Raw genomic sequence first — 14,590 nt, 5'->3', positions numbered from 1 at the left:
TTTACCATTATACCCATGCCCCCATCTCAGGCACGCACGCGGCGCAAGCCCAGCAAGGTCCAGCCGTACAGGGCCGCCATCAGCAATACCATGGCCGCGCCCAGGGCCGCCGTCCAGCTTTCCGGCAGCGACCAGGCCGGTTCCAGCTTGCCGGCCGCCATGTAGGCGGCCATGGCCACGCAGATGGCGACGATGGGCCAGCCCAGGCGGCGCCGGAAGGCGCGCACGATGTCCATCTTGCCGGTGCGCATGACTTTCGCCGTGACCCAGCCATCGAAGGTATCGGTCACGCCCATGCCGACGGCAAACACCGTGCCCGTAAGCAAGGCCGGCTGCATGCCGCCCAGCGCGACGGCCGCGTAGCCCCAGGCGGCCGCCTGCAGGGCAGTGTCGAAGACGAGCGCGAACAGCATGCCGACGAGGATGGCGGCGAGCGGCCCCGAAGCGCCCCGCAGCGCCCGCGGCAGCAGCCGGCCGCGCACCTCGGCCAGTTGCGCGCCGGCCAGCAAGCTGCGCGCATTCATGCCGGCGATCAACAGCAGCAAGACGATGGGCAGCCATTCGAGCCAGCCGAACACGGTTTCCGATGGCGAAAATTGCTGCGACGCCACGGCGGCGACAGCGACGATGGCCAGCACGGTGACACCATGCCCCAGCGCAAACAGCGCGCCCATCCACGGTGCCCAGCGCGGCGCGGCGGCCTGGCTGCGCAAGGTCAATCCATCGACGGCGGCCAGGTGATCGGGTTCCAGCCCATGCCGCATGCCGAGCAGGAAGATCAGCGCCAGGGCGGGCAAGCCCGCTTCCACGCTCATGCCGCCACCTCGCTTACGCTGGCCGTCACGCAGCGGTCCAGGCCGCGTATCAGCATCTCCTGCGGCAAGTCGCGGCCGATAAAGATGATCTTGCTGGCGCGCGTCTCACCGTCGCGCCACGGCGCGCCCAGCTCCGAGCCCATCAGCATGTGCACGCCCTGGAACACGGCGCGGCAATCCAGGTCGGCCACGTGCAGGATGCCCTTGTAGCGCATCAGCTGAGTGCCGAACAGCTGCACCACGGCATCGAGAAAATTTTCCACCTGCAGCAGATCGAGGGGCTGGGACTGGTGGTAGACGAACGATTGCACGCCGTCGCCATGGCGGTGTCCCAGTTCTCCCAGGAAATCCGGCTCCAGCTCGACGATGGCGTTCAAATTGAAGCCGCGAATATTCAGGATGTCGCGCAGCGGCACATTGCCAAAGCGTACTTTCTGTATGCCGGCGCGGCCATTGATGGCGACCAGGCGCCGGCGCAACGCGGCCAGCTCTTCCTTGCTGACCAGATCCGTCTTCGACAACAGGATGCGGTCGGCAAAGCCCACCTGCTCCTGCGCTTCCTTGTGCGCCGTCAATTGCTGCTGCGCATGGCGCGCATCGACCACCGTCAAAATGGCGTCGAGCATGTAAAACTCGCTGACGCTGGGCTCCGCAAAGAAGGTTTGCGCCACGGGCCCAGGCGCGGCCAGGCCCGTCGTTTCGATGATCACGTGGTCGAAGGCAATAATTCCTGCCGCGCGCCTGGCCTGCAATTCACCGAGGATGCGGATCAAGTCGCCGCGCACGCTGCAGCAGATGCAGCCATTGTTCATTTCCACGATCTGTTCGTCGCTATCTTGCACCAGCAAGCCATGGTCGATGCTTTCGGCGGCGAATTCGTTTTCGATCACGGCGATGCGCACGCCGTGATCGCCCTGCAATATGCGCTTGAGCAAGGTGGTTTTCCCGCTGCCGAGAAAACCCGTGATGATGGTAACGGGGATCAGTTCTGTCATATTGCTTTCCTGTCGGTGGTTAATCTTCGAGTTCTTCCATGCGCTGCCATTGGGGAAACGGGTCCGGCAGCTTGCGCCAGGCGGCCATGCCCTGGCGCGTTTCCGTGTGGTTGAGTTGACATTTCTTCAAGTCCGCCTCAATGGCGGCCTGGTCCATGTCCTGGCCGATGAAGACGAGTTCCTGGTAGCGGTCGCCATACGTTTCGTTCCAGCCCGCGTTAACCTCCGCCAGCGAGGCCGCATCCGTTGGCCAGCGCTCCTTCGGCACGGACGCCCACCACAGGCCCACGGGTTCGATATTCATCAGCTTGCCCGCGCCGGACAGGCTGGCCACCCATTCGGGGCGGCTGGCCAGCCAGAAATATCCCTTGCTGCGCACCACGCCCTTGATCGGCTGGGCAATGTAGTCATGCAGGCGCTGCGCGTGGAACGGCTCCTTCGACCGGTACACAAAACTGCTGATGCCATAGGTGTCCGTTTCCGGCGTGTGGATGCCGGCCAGCTCCTGCGCCCAGCCCGGCATGCTGGCCGCCTGTTCCAGGTTGAACAGATTCGTGCCCAGGATGGCGTCGAGCGGCACGACGGACTGGTTGGTTTCGATGATGCGCGCGCCGGGATTCAAAGCCTTGATGACGGCCAGCACGCGCAGGCGCTCGGCCGCATCGACCATGTCGACCTTGTTGAGGACGATGACATTGGCAAACTCGATCTGTTCCGTCAGCAAGTTGGCCAGTTGGCGGTCGTCGCCCTCGCCCGCGATCTCGCCGCGCTGCTCGAGGCTGTCTTCGCTATGGAAATCGTTGAGCAGGCTGGCGCAGTCGACGACGGTGACCATGCAGTCGATGCGCGCCACGTCGTTCAGGCTGTCGCCGTGCTCGTCTTCGAAGTCGAAGGTGGCGGCCACGGGCATCGGCTCGCCCACGCCCGTCGATTCGATCAGCAAATAATCGAAGCGGTCTTCCGCGGCCAGGCGCCGCACTTCCAGCAACAGATCGTCGCGCAAGGTGCAGCAGATGCAGCCGTTCGACATTTCCACGAGTTTTTCTTCTGTGCGCGACAGGGCCGCGCCGGCCGCCGCGGCGCCATCCCTGACAAGCGAGGCGTCGATATTGACTTCGCTCATGTCATTGACGATGACGGCCACGCGCTTGCCTTCGCGGTTGCGCAGTATGTGGTTGAGCAAGGTGGTCTTGCCGGCGCCGAGAAAGCCGGACAGGACGGTGACGGGGAGTTTGCGCTGGGTCATGGGTATCTTTCGAATGGGCAATTAAGGAGGCAATGGGCCTTGGATTTTAAATGCAAGTCTATTGCGTTTGAATTATAATGCAGCTCAGTTGCATTTGTGCGGCAAACTTTGCCGGCCTGACTTCCGAAAGAATTCCATGCTCCACCTCGCCTCTTTGACCTATGGCTATGACCATGCCAGCCCCGTGCTCGATATCGACGCCTTTCACTTGCCCGCCCAGCAGCACGCACTGCTGCTGGGGCCGTCCGGCTCCGGCAAATCGACCTTGTTGCATTTGCTGGCGGGTATCCTGGCGCCCCAAGCGGGCCGCCTTGAAGTGGCGGGCAGGTCCCTGCCCGGCCTCACGCCGCGCCAGCGCGACAGCTGGCGCGGCCGCACCATCGGCTTGCTGCCCCAGCAACTGGCGCTGGTGCCCAGCTTGAACGTGCTCGACAATGTCTTGCTGCCCGCCTACGCCAGCGGCCAGCGCGCCGATCCGGTCCGCGCGGCCAGCTTGCTGGACCAGTTGGGCCTGGCCAACAAGCTCGATGCCTACCCGCATGCCTTGAGCGGCGGCGAACGGCAACGGGCCGCCATCGCGCGCGCCGTCGTCATGCGCCCGCGGCTGATCCTGGCCGACGAGCCGACGGACAACCTCGACGACGACGCCTGTGCCGCCGTCGTCAACCTGATGGCCAGCCAGGCTGCGCAAGTTGGCGCCTCGCTGGTGATTGCCAGCCACGACGCCAGGGTGCTGGCCGCTTTGCCCGATGCTCTCGTGCTGCGCATGCCGCGCTCCAGCTCCAGAGCGGTGGCATGAACGCGGCCACCCTGGCCTGGCGCGCCCTGCGCCACAAGCCGCTGGCGTCCAGCCTGAATCTGCTGCTGGTGGCCATCGGCATCGCCATGATGACCTTCATTCTCGGCGTATCAAGCCAGCTGGAGGAGCACGCCGAACGCGATGCCCAGGGCATCGATCTGGTGGTGGGCGCGAAAGGCTCGCCGCTGCAGCTGATTTTGTCGTCCGTGTATCACGCCGATGTTCCAACCGGCAACGTCCCCGAAGGCACGCTGGCGGCGCTGGCCGCGCAGCCGCTGGTGCAAGCGGCGATCCCGCTCGCGCTGGGCGACAATTTCCACGGTTTCCGCATCGTCGGCAGCACCACGGCGCTGCTCGACCATTACGGCGCGCAGCTGGCGCATGGAAAACTGTTCACGCAGCCGATGCAGGCCGTGTTCGGCGCCCAGGCGGCGCGCGACACGGGCGCCACCCTGGGCGCCCGCTTTGCCGGCTCGCACGGGCTGGCGGCCGGCGGTGAAGTGCACGCGCACGCGCCCTACACGGTGGTGGGCATTTTGGCGCCCACGGGCACGGTGCTTGATCGATTGATCGTCACGCCCGTCGCTTCCGTGTGGCAAGTACATGAAACGGATCCGGATGAACTCCCCGCCAGCGCGCCCGAACGCGAACTGACGGCCGTGCTGGTGCAATACACATCGCCCCTGGCCGCCATCAGCCTGCCGCGCTGGGTCAATGGCCAGCCGCGCCTGCAGGCGGCCCAGCCCGCTTTCGAGGCGGCACGGCTATTCAATTTGCTGGGCGTGGGCATCGCCGTGCTGCGGGCGATTGCCGCCGGCGTGCTGCTGGTGGCGGCCCTGTCGCTGTTCGTGGCGCTGTATGGCGCGCTGGAAGAGCGCAAGACAGACCTGGCCATCCTGCGCACCCTGGGCGCCTCGCCGGCCAAACTGCTGCGTTTGCTGCTGGCGCAAGGCTTGCTGCTGTCACTGACGGGCGCGGCGCTGGGCTGGCTGCTGGGCCATGCCGGTGTTGGCTTGCTGGAATCGATGCAGCAACTGCATCTGCAAGCGTGGCGCATCGCGCCCGGCGAGGCGTGGCTGCCCGTCATTGCCGTGGCGGTGGGCTTGCTGGCCGCCGCCATTCCCGCCGCGCGCGCCTACCGCACCGATATCGCCGCCACCCTGGCGCGTCCCTGAAAGGAAACGAACATGCTGAAAATCATGCTATTGAGTGTTGGACTGTTGTTGGCCGGCTCTGCCTGCGCCGCCCCCGCCGACGAACCGCCGTCCTTTTTCGCGCCCTTGACGGACTTGCCCGGCGTCGTGTCGTGGAAACTGCTGGGCAAGGCCACGACGGTCAAGGCGAAAAAGGGCCGCATGGTGCCGAAATACACGCCGGAAATCAGCGCGCTCGACAATACGGACGTGAAAGTGCAAGGCTTCATGATGCCCTTGGAACCGGGGCAAAAGCAGAAACACTTCCTGCTGACCGTCACCTCGGCCAGTTGCCCCTTTTGCCTGCCGGCCGGTCCGGAAGGCGTGGTGGAGATCAAAAGCCGCACAGCCGTGAAATTCAGCTATGCGCCGTTCATCGTGCAGGGCAAGCTGAAAGTGCTGGCCAACGATCCCATGGGCTTGTATTACCGCATGACGGATGCGGCCGTGGTGCCGCAATGACGCGCTGGCCGGCGCTGCTGCTGGTGTGCGCCTGCCATGCGCACGCCGCGCCACTGTCATTCGACCTGCCCCGGCTCGATGGGAATGGCCGGCTGAAGCTCGGCCAGTTCCAGGGCCAGTCTGTGGTGCTGAACTTCTGGGCCAGCAACTGCCTGCCGTGCATCCAGGAGCTGCCGATATTGCATGCCCACGCCGCCAAGCAGCCGAAACTTCCCTTCATCGGCATCGCCATCGACACGCGGGCGGCCGCGCAAGCGTTCCTGCGGCAGCACCGGGCCCGCTATCCCCAGGCCCTGGCCTCGCCCGCCTTGCTGCCCATCTTTGGCAATCAAATCAAGGGCTTGCCGTACACAGTGATCCTCACTTCTCAACATCGGATCTGCACGCGGCGCCTGGGACCCGTCGATGCGGCCTGGCTGGCCAAGGCCGTGGCCGCCTGCGCGCTCCCCTGAATCCATGCGCCTTGCACGACTGTCATCGCCGCGTCACATGGCGGCGTTACAGTCGCGTCCTTTGAATCTCTGCGAGGGCGGTAATGAAAACAAATAGGGTCATGCTGGCGGCGCTGGCAAGTGCGGGTCTCGTTGCTTGCAACGGCAGTTCCAACACGGCGCCGGCCATTCCCGAAGGCACGACGGTCACCGTGGCATTGCTGGAAACGACCGATATCCACTCGAACGTCCTGAGCTACAACTATTACGCGCTGGCCGAAGACACGAGCCTGGGCCTGGAACGCACGTCGACCCTGATCCAGGCGGCGCGCGCGGAAAATCCGAACAATGTGCTGCTCGACGATGGCGACGTCATCCAGGGCACCTTGCTGGCCGACCTGCAGGCCGTGGCCGCGCCCGTGCCGTGTTCCGGCACGCTGGCCGTGCACAAGGCCATGAACGCGCTGAAGTACGACGCGGGCGGCATGGGCAACCATGAATTCAACTATGGCTTGCCCTACCTGAGCCAGATCACCAACACGGATTTCGGCATTCCCGGCGTGGCCAAGCCGACGGGCACGTGCGGCGCGCCCGCCTTCCCTTCCGTGCTGAGCAATGTCGTCGGCGTGGCCAGCGGCAAGCCCATCTTCCAGCCCTACACGGTACTGCCCCGCGAATTCGCCGCCACGGCGCCCAATGGCAGCAAGCTGACCGTGAAAATCAATGTGGGCGTACTGAGCTTTGTACCGCCGCAAATCCTCGAATGGGATCAGAAAGTGCTCGCTGGCAAGGTCAGCGTGACGGGCGTGCAGGAAGCGGCAAAACAGTACGTGCCGGAATTGCGCAGCAAGGGCGCCGACCTCGTCGTAGCCCTGTCGCATGGCGGCCTGGACACGAGCGCCTACAGCCCGAAGATGGAAAACGGCAGCTATCACCTGACCACCACGGGCATCGACGCGCTGATGATCGGCCATTCGCACCTGATCTTCCCGAAAGGCAAGGAAACTGGCGCGGCCGCGCTGGACGCCTCGTTCGCCGCCTTCCCCGCCAGCGCGAAGATCGACGCCGTCAACGGCTTTGTGAACGGCGTGCCGACCGTCATGGCGCAAAGCTGGGGCCGCCGCTTGGGCATCATCAAGCTGACGATGGTGTATCAGGGCAATAAATGGGTGGTGCAGCCGGCCAAGACGACGGTGGAATCGCGCGGCTTCAAGTACACGGATGGCACGACTCTCGTGAAAGCCGATCCGGCCATCGCGCCGCTGGTGGCCACCGAGCACGCGGCCACCATCGCCTACGCCAAGCAGCCGCTGGGCATCAGCACGGATTTCGAGATGTCGGCCTACTTCGCGCTGGTCGGAGACGTGAGCGCCATCCAGCTGGTGAACCAGGCGCAGCTCGACTACGTGAAGAATTTCATCGCCACCAGCACGGACGCCACCTTGGCCAGCTACAAGAATATCCCCGTCATTTCGTGCAGCGCGCCGTTCAAGGCGGGCCGCAACGGGCCGTCCGACTTCACGGACGTGGCCGCGGGTGCGACGCCGGCCGCGCCGGTCGGCTTGCAGGTGCGCAATCCGGGCGACTTGTATTTATATAGCAATAACAATCTGCAAGCCGTCAAAATCAAGGGATCGGACTTGAAGGCCTGGCTGGAAACGTCGGCCAAGCAATTTGCCCAGATCGACCCGGCCAGCAGCGCCGAGCAGGACCTGGTGCCGTCGTATGGCACGATCTATAACTATGACGTGTTCTACGCGGAAAACAATGCGCTGACGTACCAGATCGACGTGACGAAAAAACCGGGCAGCCGCATCGTCAACCTCACGTACAAGGGTGCGCCCGTGGCCGATGGCGATGACTTCATCGTCGCCACCAACGACTACCGCGCCGGTGGCGGCGGCGCCGTGCCCGGCATCGATGGCAGCAAGACCATCATCAAGTCGCCCGATGCGAACCAGGCCGTGGTCAGCAACTACCTGGCGTCGCTGAGCACCAAGGGCGGCAAGGTGACTCTGGCGGCGAATGGCAGCGCGCGCAGCTGGAGCTTCGTCAAGACGGCCACGGCAGGTCCCGTGATCCTGCGCTCGGCGCCGGGCCATTTGGCGCTGGCGCAAGGCAGCGGCATCACCAACGTGGCGGCCGAAGGCGGCCTCGACGCCAGCGGTTTCGCCAAGTACCGCATCGACCTGAGCAAATAAGGTCCATGGGCCGGGACTGCGGCGGTTCCGGCCTGTCTTGATGAAAGGTGATCAATATGAAACATGCACTCTCCCTGCCCGCCGTCGTGCTGGCCACTGTCCTGGCCGCCTGCCAGTCGTCGCCACCGCCCACGGCGGCGGAAATCGAAGCCGTCGCCATGCATGCGCGCCAGACGGGTGACCACCAGGCCGAACGCCGTGTACGCAGCTGGGCCGGCAAGGACATGCCCGTCGCCGAGCGCGAACTGGCGCTGATTTACCAGGCCCGGCCCGAGCGCCGCGCCGATGCCTTGAGCCTGTTCGAACAGGCGGCCCGCGCGGGCGACACGGAAGCGGCATTCGAGCTGGGACAGATGCTGCGCGCGGCCACGCCGGGCCAGGCGTGGCTGTGGTACCGGCAAGCGGCGCAGCAAGGCCATGCGAAGGCGGCCCTGATGCTGGGCTTGCTGGCGGCGAATGGCGAAGGCGTGCCCAAAGACCCCGTGATAGCCGCCCACTGGCTGGCCAGGTCCAGCGAACTGGGCAATCCGCACGCCATGTTTTTGCTGTACAACGCCTACCGCGAAGGCCGCGGCGTGCCGCGCGACTTGGCCAAGGGACATGCGCTGCTGGAAGAAGCGGCCCACCACGAATATCCGCCCGCCATCCAGGAACTGGCCATGACGGTGCAGGCGGACGACGCGCTGCGCGCCGGCCACCTGATGAAGGAAGCGACGGAGCACCGGCATAACAACTGGAACAAGTTTTAAAAACTGGGCAAAAGGCCAGTGGCGTGATCGTAACCTGCCTTTATATACTTGCAACTTGCAAGCGTGCGGGAGCGGCAGCTATTCAGCGCTTATGATGCAAGGACGCCGCCTGAGCTTGCTCGGGCGGCGCGGCAAGCCATCCCGCATAAAAAAGTTTACACTGGTTTGCATTTTAGAAATTTTACTCTGGACCAGCCCCGGTGAGTGTTCATTCAACCCAGCCAGTGTTTGAGTAGCGCCGGTGCGTCCATTGCTCTGCCTAGCCATGAAAGAAAGAGTCCAATGAAAAAGCTGACCACCGCCTTTGGCGCGCCTGTTCCCGACAATCAGAACATCCAGACGGCCGGCCCGCGCGGCCCCGCCCTACTGCAAGATGTGTGGTTCCTGGAAAAGCTGGCCCACTTCGACCGCGAAGTCATCCCCGAGCGCCGCATGCATGCCAAGGGTTCCGGCGCGTACGGCACGTTTACCGTCACGCACGACATCACGCGCTACACGCGGGCAAAAATCTTCGGTGAAGTGGGCAAGAAAACGCCGATGTTCGCGCGCTTTTCCACGGTGGCCGGCGAACGGGGCGCGGCGGACGCGGAACGCGATATCCGCGGCTTCGCCCTGAAGTTCTACACGGAAGAAGGCAACTGGGACCTGGTCGGCAACAACACGCCCGTCTTCTTCATGCGCGACCCTTTGAAATTTCCCGATTTGAATCACGCCATCAAGCGCGACCCGCGCACCGGCTTGCGCAGCGCCAACAGCAACTGGGATTTCTGGACTTCGCTGCCCGAAGCCCTGCACCAGGTCACGGTGGTGATGAGCGACCGTGGCTTGCCGCGCAGCTTCCGCCACATGCATGGCTTCGGCAGCCATACTTTCAGCTTCCTGAATGCGCAAAACGAGCGTTTCTGGGTCAAATTCACCTTGAAAACCCAGCAAGGGATTCAAAACCTGACGGACGCCGAAGCGGAAGAACTGGTCGGCAAGGACCGCGAAAGCTCGCACCGCGACCTGTACGAAAGCATCGAAAACAAGGATTTCCCCCGCTGGACCCTGTACGTGCAGATCATGCCGGAAAAAGAGGCAGGCACGTATCACCTCAATCCGTTCGACCTGTCGAAAGTATGGCCGCACGGCGACTATCCGCTGATCGAAGTGGGCGTGCTGGAACTGAACCGCAATGCCGACAACCACTTTGCGGAAGTGGAACAGGCGGCCTTCAACCCGGCCAACGTGGTGCCAGGCATCAGCTTTTCGCCGGACAAGATGCTGCAAGGCCGCTTGTTCTCGTATGGCGACGCGCAGCGCTACCGCCTCGGCGTCAACCACAGCCATATCCCTGTCAACGCGCCGAAATGCCCGTTCCACAGCTACCACCGCGACGGCCAGATGCGGGTCGACGGCAACATGGGCGGCACCCTGGGCTATGAACCGAACAGCGAGCAGGAATGGGCCGAGCAGCCCGACTTCCGCGAACCGCCATTGAGCCTGGAAGGTGCGGCCGACCACTGGAACCACCGCGTTGACGAGGATTACTATTCGCAGCCGCGCGCCCTGTTCCGCCTGATGACCGCGGCGCAGCAGCAAGCCTTGTTCGACAACACGGCGCGCGCCATCTCGGGCGCGTCGGAGCAAGTCAAGCAACGCCACATCGGCAACTGCACCCTGTGCGATCCCGCCTATGGCGCGGGCGTGGCCGAAGCGATCGGCCGCCTGAGCAAGTAAGGCAAGCTGAGAAACGATGCGGAAGACCTGGCAACAGGCCTTCCGCCGCAGCGATCCACGGCAAGGCGGCCAGGCCCGCTTGCTGTCTACCAGCGCTGGATATCGATCTGGCCCGTGATGCTCGTTTCCACCGGATAACCCTCGACCTGAGACGGCACGCGCCGCTTGACGGACGAGTCGCGCAGATACACGACGAGCGCATCCTTGCCCACGGCCGTGTGCCCCACGCTGACGCCTTCCACGCCGTCGATGGCCATCAGCGCCCGTTCGTTGCGCCGCTTTGCCGCTTCCAGGCGGCCCTGGGGCGCGGCATGGGCGTACTGGTCCATGCCCTGTCCAGGAGTTTCATCCGGCAAATACGGCATGGCGGCGTCCTCGAAGACGCCATACGGCGATTGTGCGAATTTACTGTTTGACATGACCAACCCTCCTGATGCCCTCATGATACACCCGGCCATCGGACGCCGCAGCGCCGTTCGCCGGGCACATGGCTGCGGCCGCTCATACCATCATCATCGTGCAAAAAACAGCGTTATACAAGGACGAGGCGACGCGACGCCAGCGCCGCGCCGTCTCCTCGAGCGTTCAAGTATACAAATTGATGTCGAGCGCCACCACCACCCGCCGCATCTGGTTGGCAAAGGTGATGTTATTGCCGCCGGCAAACAGCAGGCCGACGGGATTGCGCTGCTGGTTCCACGTCCAGATGGACGAGCCGGAATCGCCGCCCGCGCTGAACGCCCCGCTCACGCCCGTGATGGCGATCTGGTCCTGGAACAGCGCGATCCTGCCGCCGCCGTAATTGACGTTGATGGTGGCGCCCAGGCCTGTGATACGGCCTTGCGTCAATTGCGTCGTGCGGCCGGACTTGCCGACCATCATCCCCAGCGCGGGCGCCACCAGTGCATTGCTGATGCGGAAGTACGCGGGCACGCCGCCGCTCAGATAGACCAGTTCGGGACGCACCCTGTCTGGCCAGGCCCAGCCGGTGGCGCAATCGACGAAATTGACGCCGCCGCTGAAATTGATGGGCACGAAACGTTCGAGCACGGCCACCTGGTCTTGCGGGCAGCGGCCGCCGTCGATGGGGCCAGGCTGCACGATGCAGTCGTTGAACACGCCGCCGTTGGAATTGGCCAGCACGTGATTATTGCTAAGAATCATCAAGCGGCTATTGCGCGGCGCGCTGCGCCCGACGGCCAGGCAGCCGATGGTGCCGGCCGTGATGCGGAAATGCCCGACCGACACGCCGCCCGGCGCCGGGCGCAAGCGGAAACGGTGCGGCTGCGCATCGATCACGCCCGTGACGACGATATTGACGGGCACCCTGTCGCTGGACACGGCGCGCACGCCCATCGCGCCCACGATGGCGGCCTTGGCGCGGTCGACGGAAGTGGGTTCGGCCACGTACAGGGTCAGGGCCGGCAAGCCCGGCTCGCCGGACGAGCTGTCGCTGGCGCCCTCGCCCAGGCCGATGGATACGCCCTGGATATTGCCGCCGTCGCTGAAGGCATCGGCCGCGCGCACGCCGCCCGCCTGGGAGATGGACTGGCGCATGCCGTCTTCGATGCTGCGCTTGATTTCCAGCAATTCCATGCTGACGCCGCTCAAGGCGTCGGGCATGTCCGAGACGGACGCGCTCTCGATCGTATTGTCGTCTTCGCCGGGGACGGCAAATTGGCCGACGGCCTCTTCATCGTCCGCGCTTTGTCCCCTGCCGCTGCCGCCAGGCGGGGCGCTGAAACCGTTCTCGTTGCCGATCATCATGCTCTCCTCGTGGGTCATTCCGAAACACCAGTGTGGGCTGGCCGCGCGGGCCGGTATTGATCTGGATTGAATGGTGCCGACACGCGGATGCCTTGGCCCAACGGGGGCAGCGAGGATAAAAATAGTTCCCTCGTCAAGGTTGAGCGAGATCAGGCGTGTGGGCAGAGGCGGCGCCGTATACTTGGCTGGCAGACTGGAATTGGGTCTGCTCCACGGCAGCAACGGTATGGATGGGGGAACAATGACGAGCCCTGGTATGACACGCCAATCCGACGACGCGCCTGCGGACCAACATGCCGGTTTTATGCACGGCATGGCGGCCTGGGCGGAAAAACACCGCATCAGTCCCTGGCGCGGCAGTTTTGCCGACTTCATCGAGCAGATCCTGCCCGGCCGCGTGGCCCTGTTGACACGCAGCGCGCACCAGTACCTGTGGGACATGATGCGCTGGAACGGCCAGACGGACGATGCCGGACGTTTCCGCTGCCGCCTGTTCGACGACGAGCTGTTCGGCATCGACGAGGCGATCGACCGGGTCGCCGCCTATTTCAAGGCGGCCGCCGCCGGCTCCGAAGTGGGCCGGCGCATGCTGCTGTTGCTGGGCCCGCCGTCGGGCGGCAAGTCGACCATGGTGATCCTGCTCAAGCGGGGGCTGGAAGAATACAGCCACAGCAGCGAAGGCGCGCTGTACGGCATCGCCGGCTGCCCCGTGCACGAATCGCCGCTGCATCTGGTGCCGCACAGCATGCGCGCCGACTTTCGCGCCAGCTATGATGCCGAGCTGCACGGCGAACTGTGCCCCCATTGCCGCGCCCGCCTGGAAGAACAATATGCGGGCGACTTCCTGCGCATGCCCGTCGAGCGCATCCACCTGTCCGAAGCGGGCCGCTGCGGCATCGGCACGTATGCGCCGCACGATCCCACCACGGCCGACTTGGCCGACCTCGTGGGTTCCGTCGACCTGTCGAAAGTGGCGCAGTACGGCGACGAAGGCGATCCGCGCGCCTGGTCGTGGTCCGGCGCCGTGTATGCGGCCAGCCGCGGCATGCTGGAAATGATCGAAATCCTCAAGGTCAAGCGGGAATTCCTCTATTTACTACTAACCCTGACGCAGGAAAAAAATGTCAAGGTGTCGCGCTTTCCCCTGATTTACCTCGACGAGACCATCCTCGCGCACACGAATCTGGCCGAATTTCGCAAATTCCTGCAAGAAAGCGAAAACGAGGCCTTGCTCGACCGCATGGTCATCGTGCAAGTGCCGTATACGCTCAATTACCGCGAAGAAGCGCGCATATACCGCAAGCTGATCCAGGCGGCCGCGCCCGCCTTCCGCGATGTGCACCTCGATCCGCACGTGCTGCATGCGGCGGCCGTGTTTGCCATCCTCAGCCGCTTGCCCGAGGGCGACGACAAGGAAGCCGAACTGGTCAAGAAACTGCGCGTATACGCCGACGAAGACGTCGACGACTTGCAGCATGCCGACATCCGCCGCCTGCGCGAACGCGACAAGGCGCCCGACGAGGGCCTGTCGGGCGTATCGCCCCGTTTCGTCATCAATGCCCTGTCGCACGCCATCATTTCCGCCCAGCGCAACAGCCTGTCCACCATGGACGTGCTGCTGGCCCTGAAAGACGGCATCGAAAACGATGCGCGCATCGAACCGCGGCGCAAGCGCAAGTGGGTCGATTACCTGGTGCTCACGCGCAAGGATTTCTATAACCGCTGGGTCAAGGCCGACGTGCACAAGGCCCTGTTCGTGTCGTTCGAGCAGGAAGCGCAAGACTTGCTGAACAAATATCTCGATGAAGTCGAAGCCATGCTCGACAATCGTCAAATCCGCGACCCCATTACCAGCGAAGAACGCCGTCCCGACGAGCGCTTCCTGCGCGCCGTGGAAGAGAAAATCCACATCAGCGACTCGGGCAAGCAATCGTTCCGCCAAGAAGTGGTACGCAAGGCCATGAGCGCCTTCAAGCGGGGCGAGGCGTTTGGCCTGGGCAGCCATGCGCAACTGCACGACGCCGTCCAGCAATATCTGTTCGAGCAGCGGCGCGACGTGCTGCGCCTGGTGGGCTCGGCCAAGCGGCCCGATGACGACGTGCGGGCCAGGATCTCCGCCGTCGAGCAGCGCCTGGTCGACGAATATGGCTATGACGCCCACAGCGCGCGCGAAGCGCTCAACTACGTGACCACCTTGCTGGCGCAGGAATAAC

Annotated in this window: 13 protein-coding genes; 8 read left to right on the top strand and 5 right to left on the bottom strand. The window is 64.2% G+C overall.

Features of this window, described 5'->3' with window-relative positions; all coding sequences use genetic code 11:
- Positions 1–26: 26 nt before the first annotated feature.
- Genes IGS55_RS02695 through zigA form a run of 3 tightly spaced genes read right to left on the bottom strand, consistent with a single transcriptional unit; the run spans position 27 to position 3,056 of the window.
- Positions 27–815 carry a HoxN/HupN/NixA family nickel/cobalt transporter gene (locus IGS55_RS02695; RefSeq protein ID WP_230515877.1) on the bottom strand — a complete coding sequence of 263 codons (789 nt, stop codon included), beginning with the start codon at positions 813–815 and terminating at the stop codon, positions 27–29.
- Complete coding sequence (locus IGS55_RS02690) at positions 812–1,810, bottom strand: CobW family GTP-binding protein (protein ID WP_230515876.1); 999 nt, start codon at positions 1,808–1,810, stop codon at positions 812–814. The genes IGS55_RS02695 and IGS55_RS02690 overlap by 4 nt, the downstream gene beginning before the upstream one ends.
- Before the next feature lie 19 nt (positions 1,811–1,829).
- Positions 1,830–3,056 carry a zinc metallochaperone GTPase ZigA gene (zigA, locus tag IGS55_RS02685; protein ID WP_230515875.1) on the bottom strand — a complete coding sequence of 409 codons (1,227 nt, stop codon included), beginning with the start codon at positions 3,054–3,056 and terminating at the stop codon, positions 1,830–1,832.
- 136 nt (positions 3,057–3,192) lie between these two features.
- Here zigA and IGS55_RS02680 point away from each other — a divergent pair, with 136 nt between their 5' ends.
- The 7 genes from IGS55_RS02680 (at position 3,193) to IGS55_RS02650 (ending at position 10,610) form a co-directional block, all read left to right on the top strand.
- Complete coding sequence (locus IGS55_RS02680) at positions 3,193–3,855, top strand: ABC transporter ATP-binding protein (protein WP_230515874.1); 663 nt, start codon at positions 3,193–3,195, stop codon at positions 3,853–3,855.
- A complete protein-coding gene (locus tag IGS55_RS02675; protein WP_230515873.1) occupies positions 3,852–5,030 on the top strand; it encodes an ABC transporter permease in 1,179 nt (392 codons plus the stop codon). The genes IGS55_RS02680 and IGS55_RS02675 overlap by 4 nt, the downstream gene beginning before the upstream one ends.
- A gap of 12 nt (positions 5,031–5,042) precedes the next feature.
- Positions 5,043–5,510, top strand: a complete 468-nt coding sequence (locus IGS55_RS02670; RefSeq protein WP_230515872.1) for a DUF3299 domain-containing protein — start codon at positions 5,043–5,045, stop codon at positions 5,508–5,510.
- Positions 5,507–5,962, top strand: a complete 456-nt coding sequence (locus tag IGS55_RS02665; RefSeq protein WP_230515871.1) for a TlpA family protein disulfide reductase — start codon at positions 5,507–5,509, stop codon at positions 5,960–5,962. The genes IGS55_RS02670 and IGS55_RS02665 overlap by 4 nt, the downstream gene beginning before the upstream one ends.
- An 83-nt stretch (positions 5,963–6,045) precedes the next feature.
- A complete protein-coding gene (locus IGS55_RS02660) occupies positions 6,046–8,142 on the top strand; it encodes a bifunctional 2',3'-cyclic-nucleotide 2'-phosphodiesterase/3'-nucleotidase (RefSeq protein ID WP_230515870.1) in 2,097 nt (698 codons plus the stop codon).
- Between the two features lie 56 nt (positions 8,143–8,198).
- Positions 8,199–8,891 (top strand): tetratricopeptide repeat protein, encoded by a 693-nt coding sequence (locus tag IGS55_RS02655; RefSeq protein ID WP_230515869.1) that lies wholly within the window; start codon positions 8,199–8,201, stop codon positions 8,889–8,891.
- Between the two features lie 282 nt (positions 8,892–9,173).
- Complete coding sequence (locus tag IGS55_RS02650; RefSeq protein ID WP_072453664.1) at positions 9,174–10,610, top strand: catalase; 1,437 nt, start codon at positions 9,174–9,176, stop codon at positions 10,608–10,610.
- An 86-nt stretch (positions 10,611–10,696) separates the two neighbouring features.
- On the opposite strand, the gene IGS55_RS02645 is transcribed toward IGS55_RS02650, so the two are convergent.
- Both IGS55_RS02645 and IGS55_RS02640 read right to left on the bottom strand, forming a co-directional pair.
- Entirely contained in the window at positions 10,697–11,029 is a 333-nt protein-coding gene (locus IGS55_RS02645; protein WP_230515868.1) for a hypothetical protein, read from the bottom strand.
- 166 nt (positions 11,030–11,195) lie between these two features.
- Positions 11,196–12,377 carry a S1 family peptidase gene (locus IGS55_RS02640; RefSeq protein WP_230515867.1) on the bottom strand — a complete coding sequence of 394 codons (1,182 nt, stop codon included), beginning with the start codon at positions 12,375–12,377 and terminating at the stop codon, positions 11,196–11,198.
- A gap of 256 nt (positions 12,378–12,633) precedes the next feature.
- Here IGS55_RS02640 and IGS55_RS02635 point away from each other — a divergent pair, with 256 nt between their 5' ends.
- The gene (locus IGS55_RS02635; RefSeq protein WP_230515866.1) at positions 12,634–14,589 is read left to right on the top strand and encodes a serine protein kinase; all 1,956 of its coding nucleotides are present in this window, start codon (positions 12,634–12,636) and stop codon (positions 14,587–14,589) included.
- Position 14,590 lies beyond the last annotated feature (1 nt).

The sequence above is a fragment of the Janthinobacterium sp. EB271-G4-3-2 genome, assembly GCF_020858035.1.
Taxonomy (GTDB): domain Bacteria; phylum Pseudomonadota; class Gammaproteobacteria; order Burkholderiales; family Burkholderiaceae_D; genus Janthinobacterium; species Janthinobacterium aestuarii.
The sequence above is the reverse complement of the archived record's forward strand: the minus strand, read 5'-3'. Positions and strand labels throughout refer to the sequence as shown.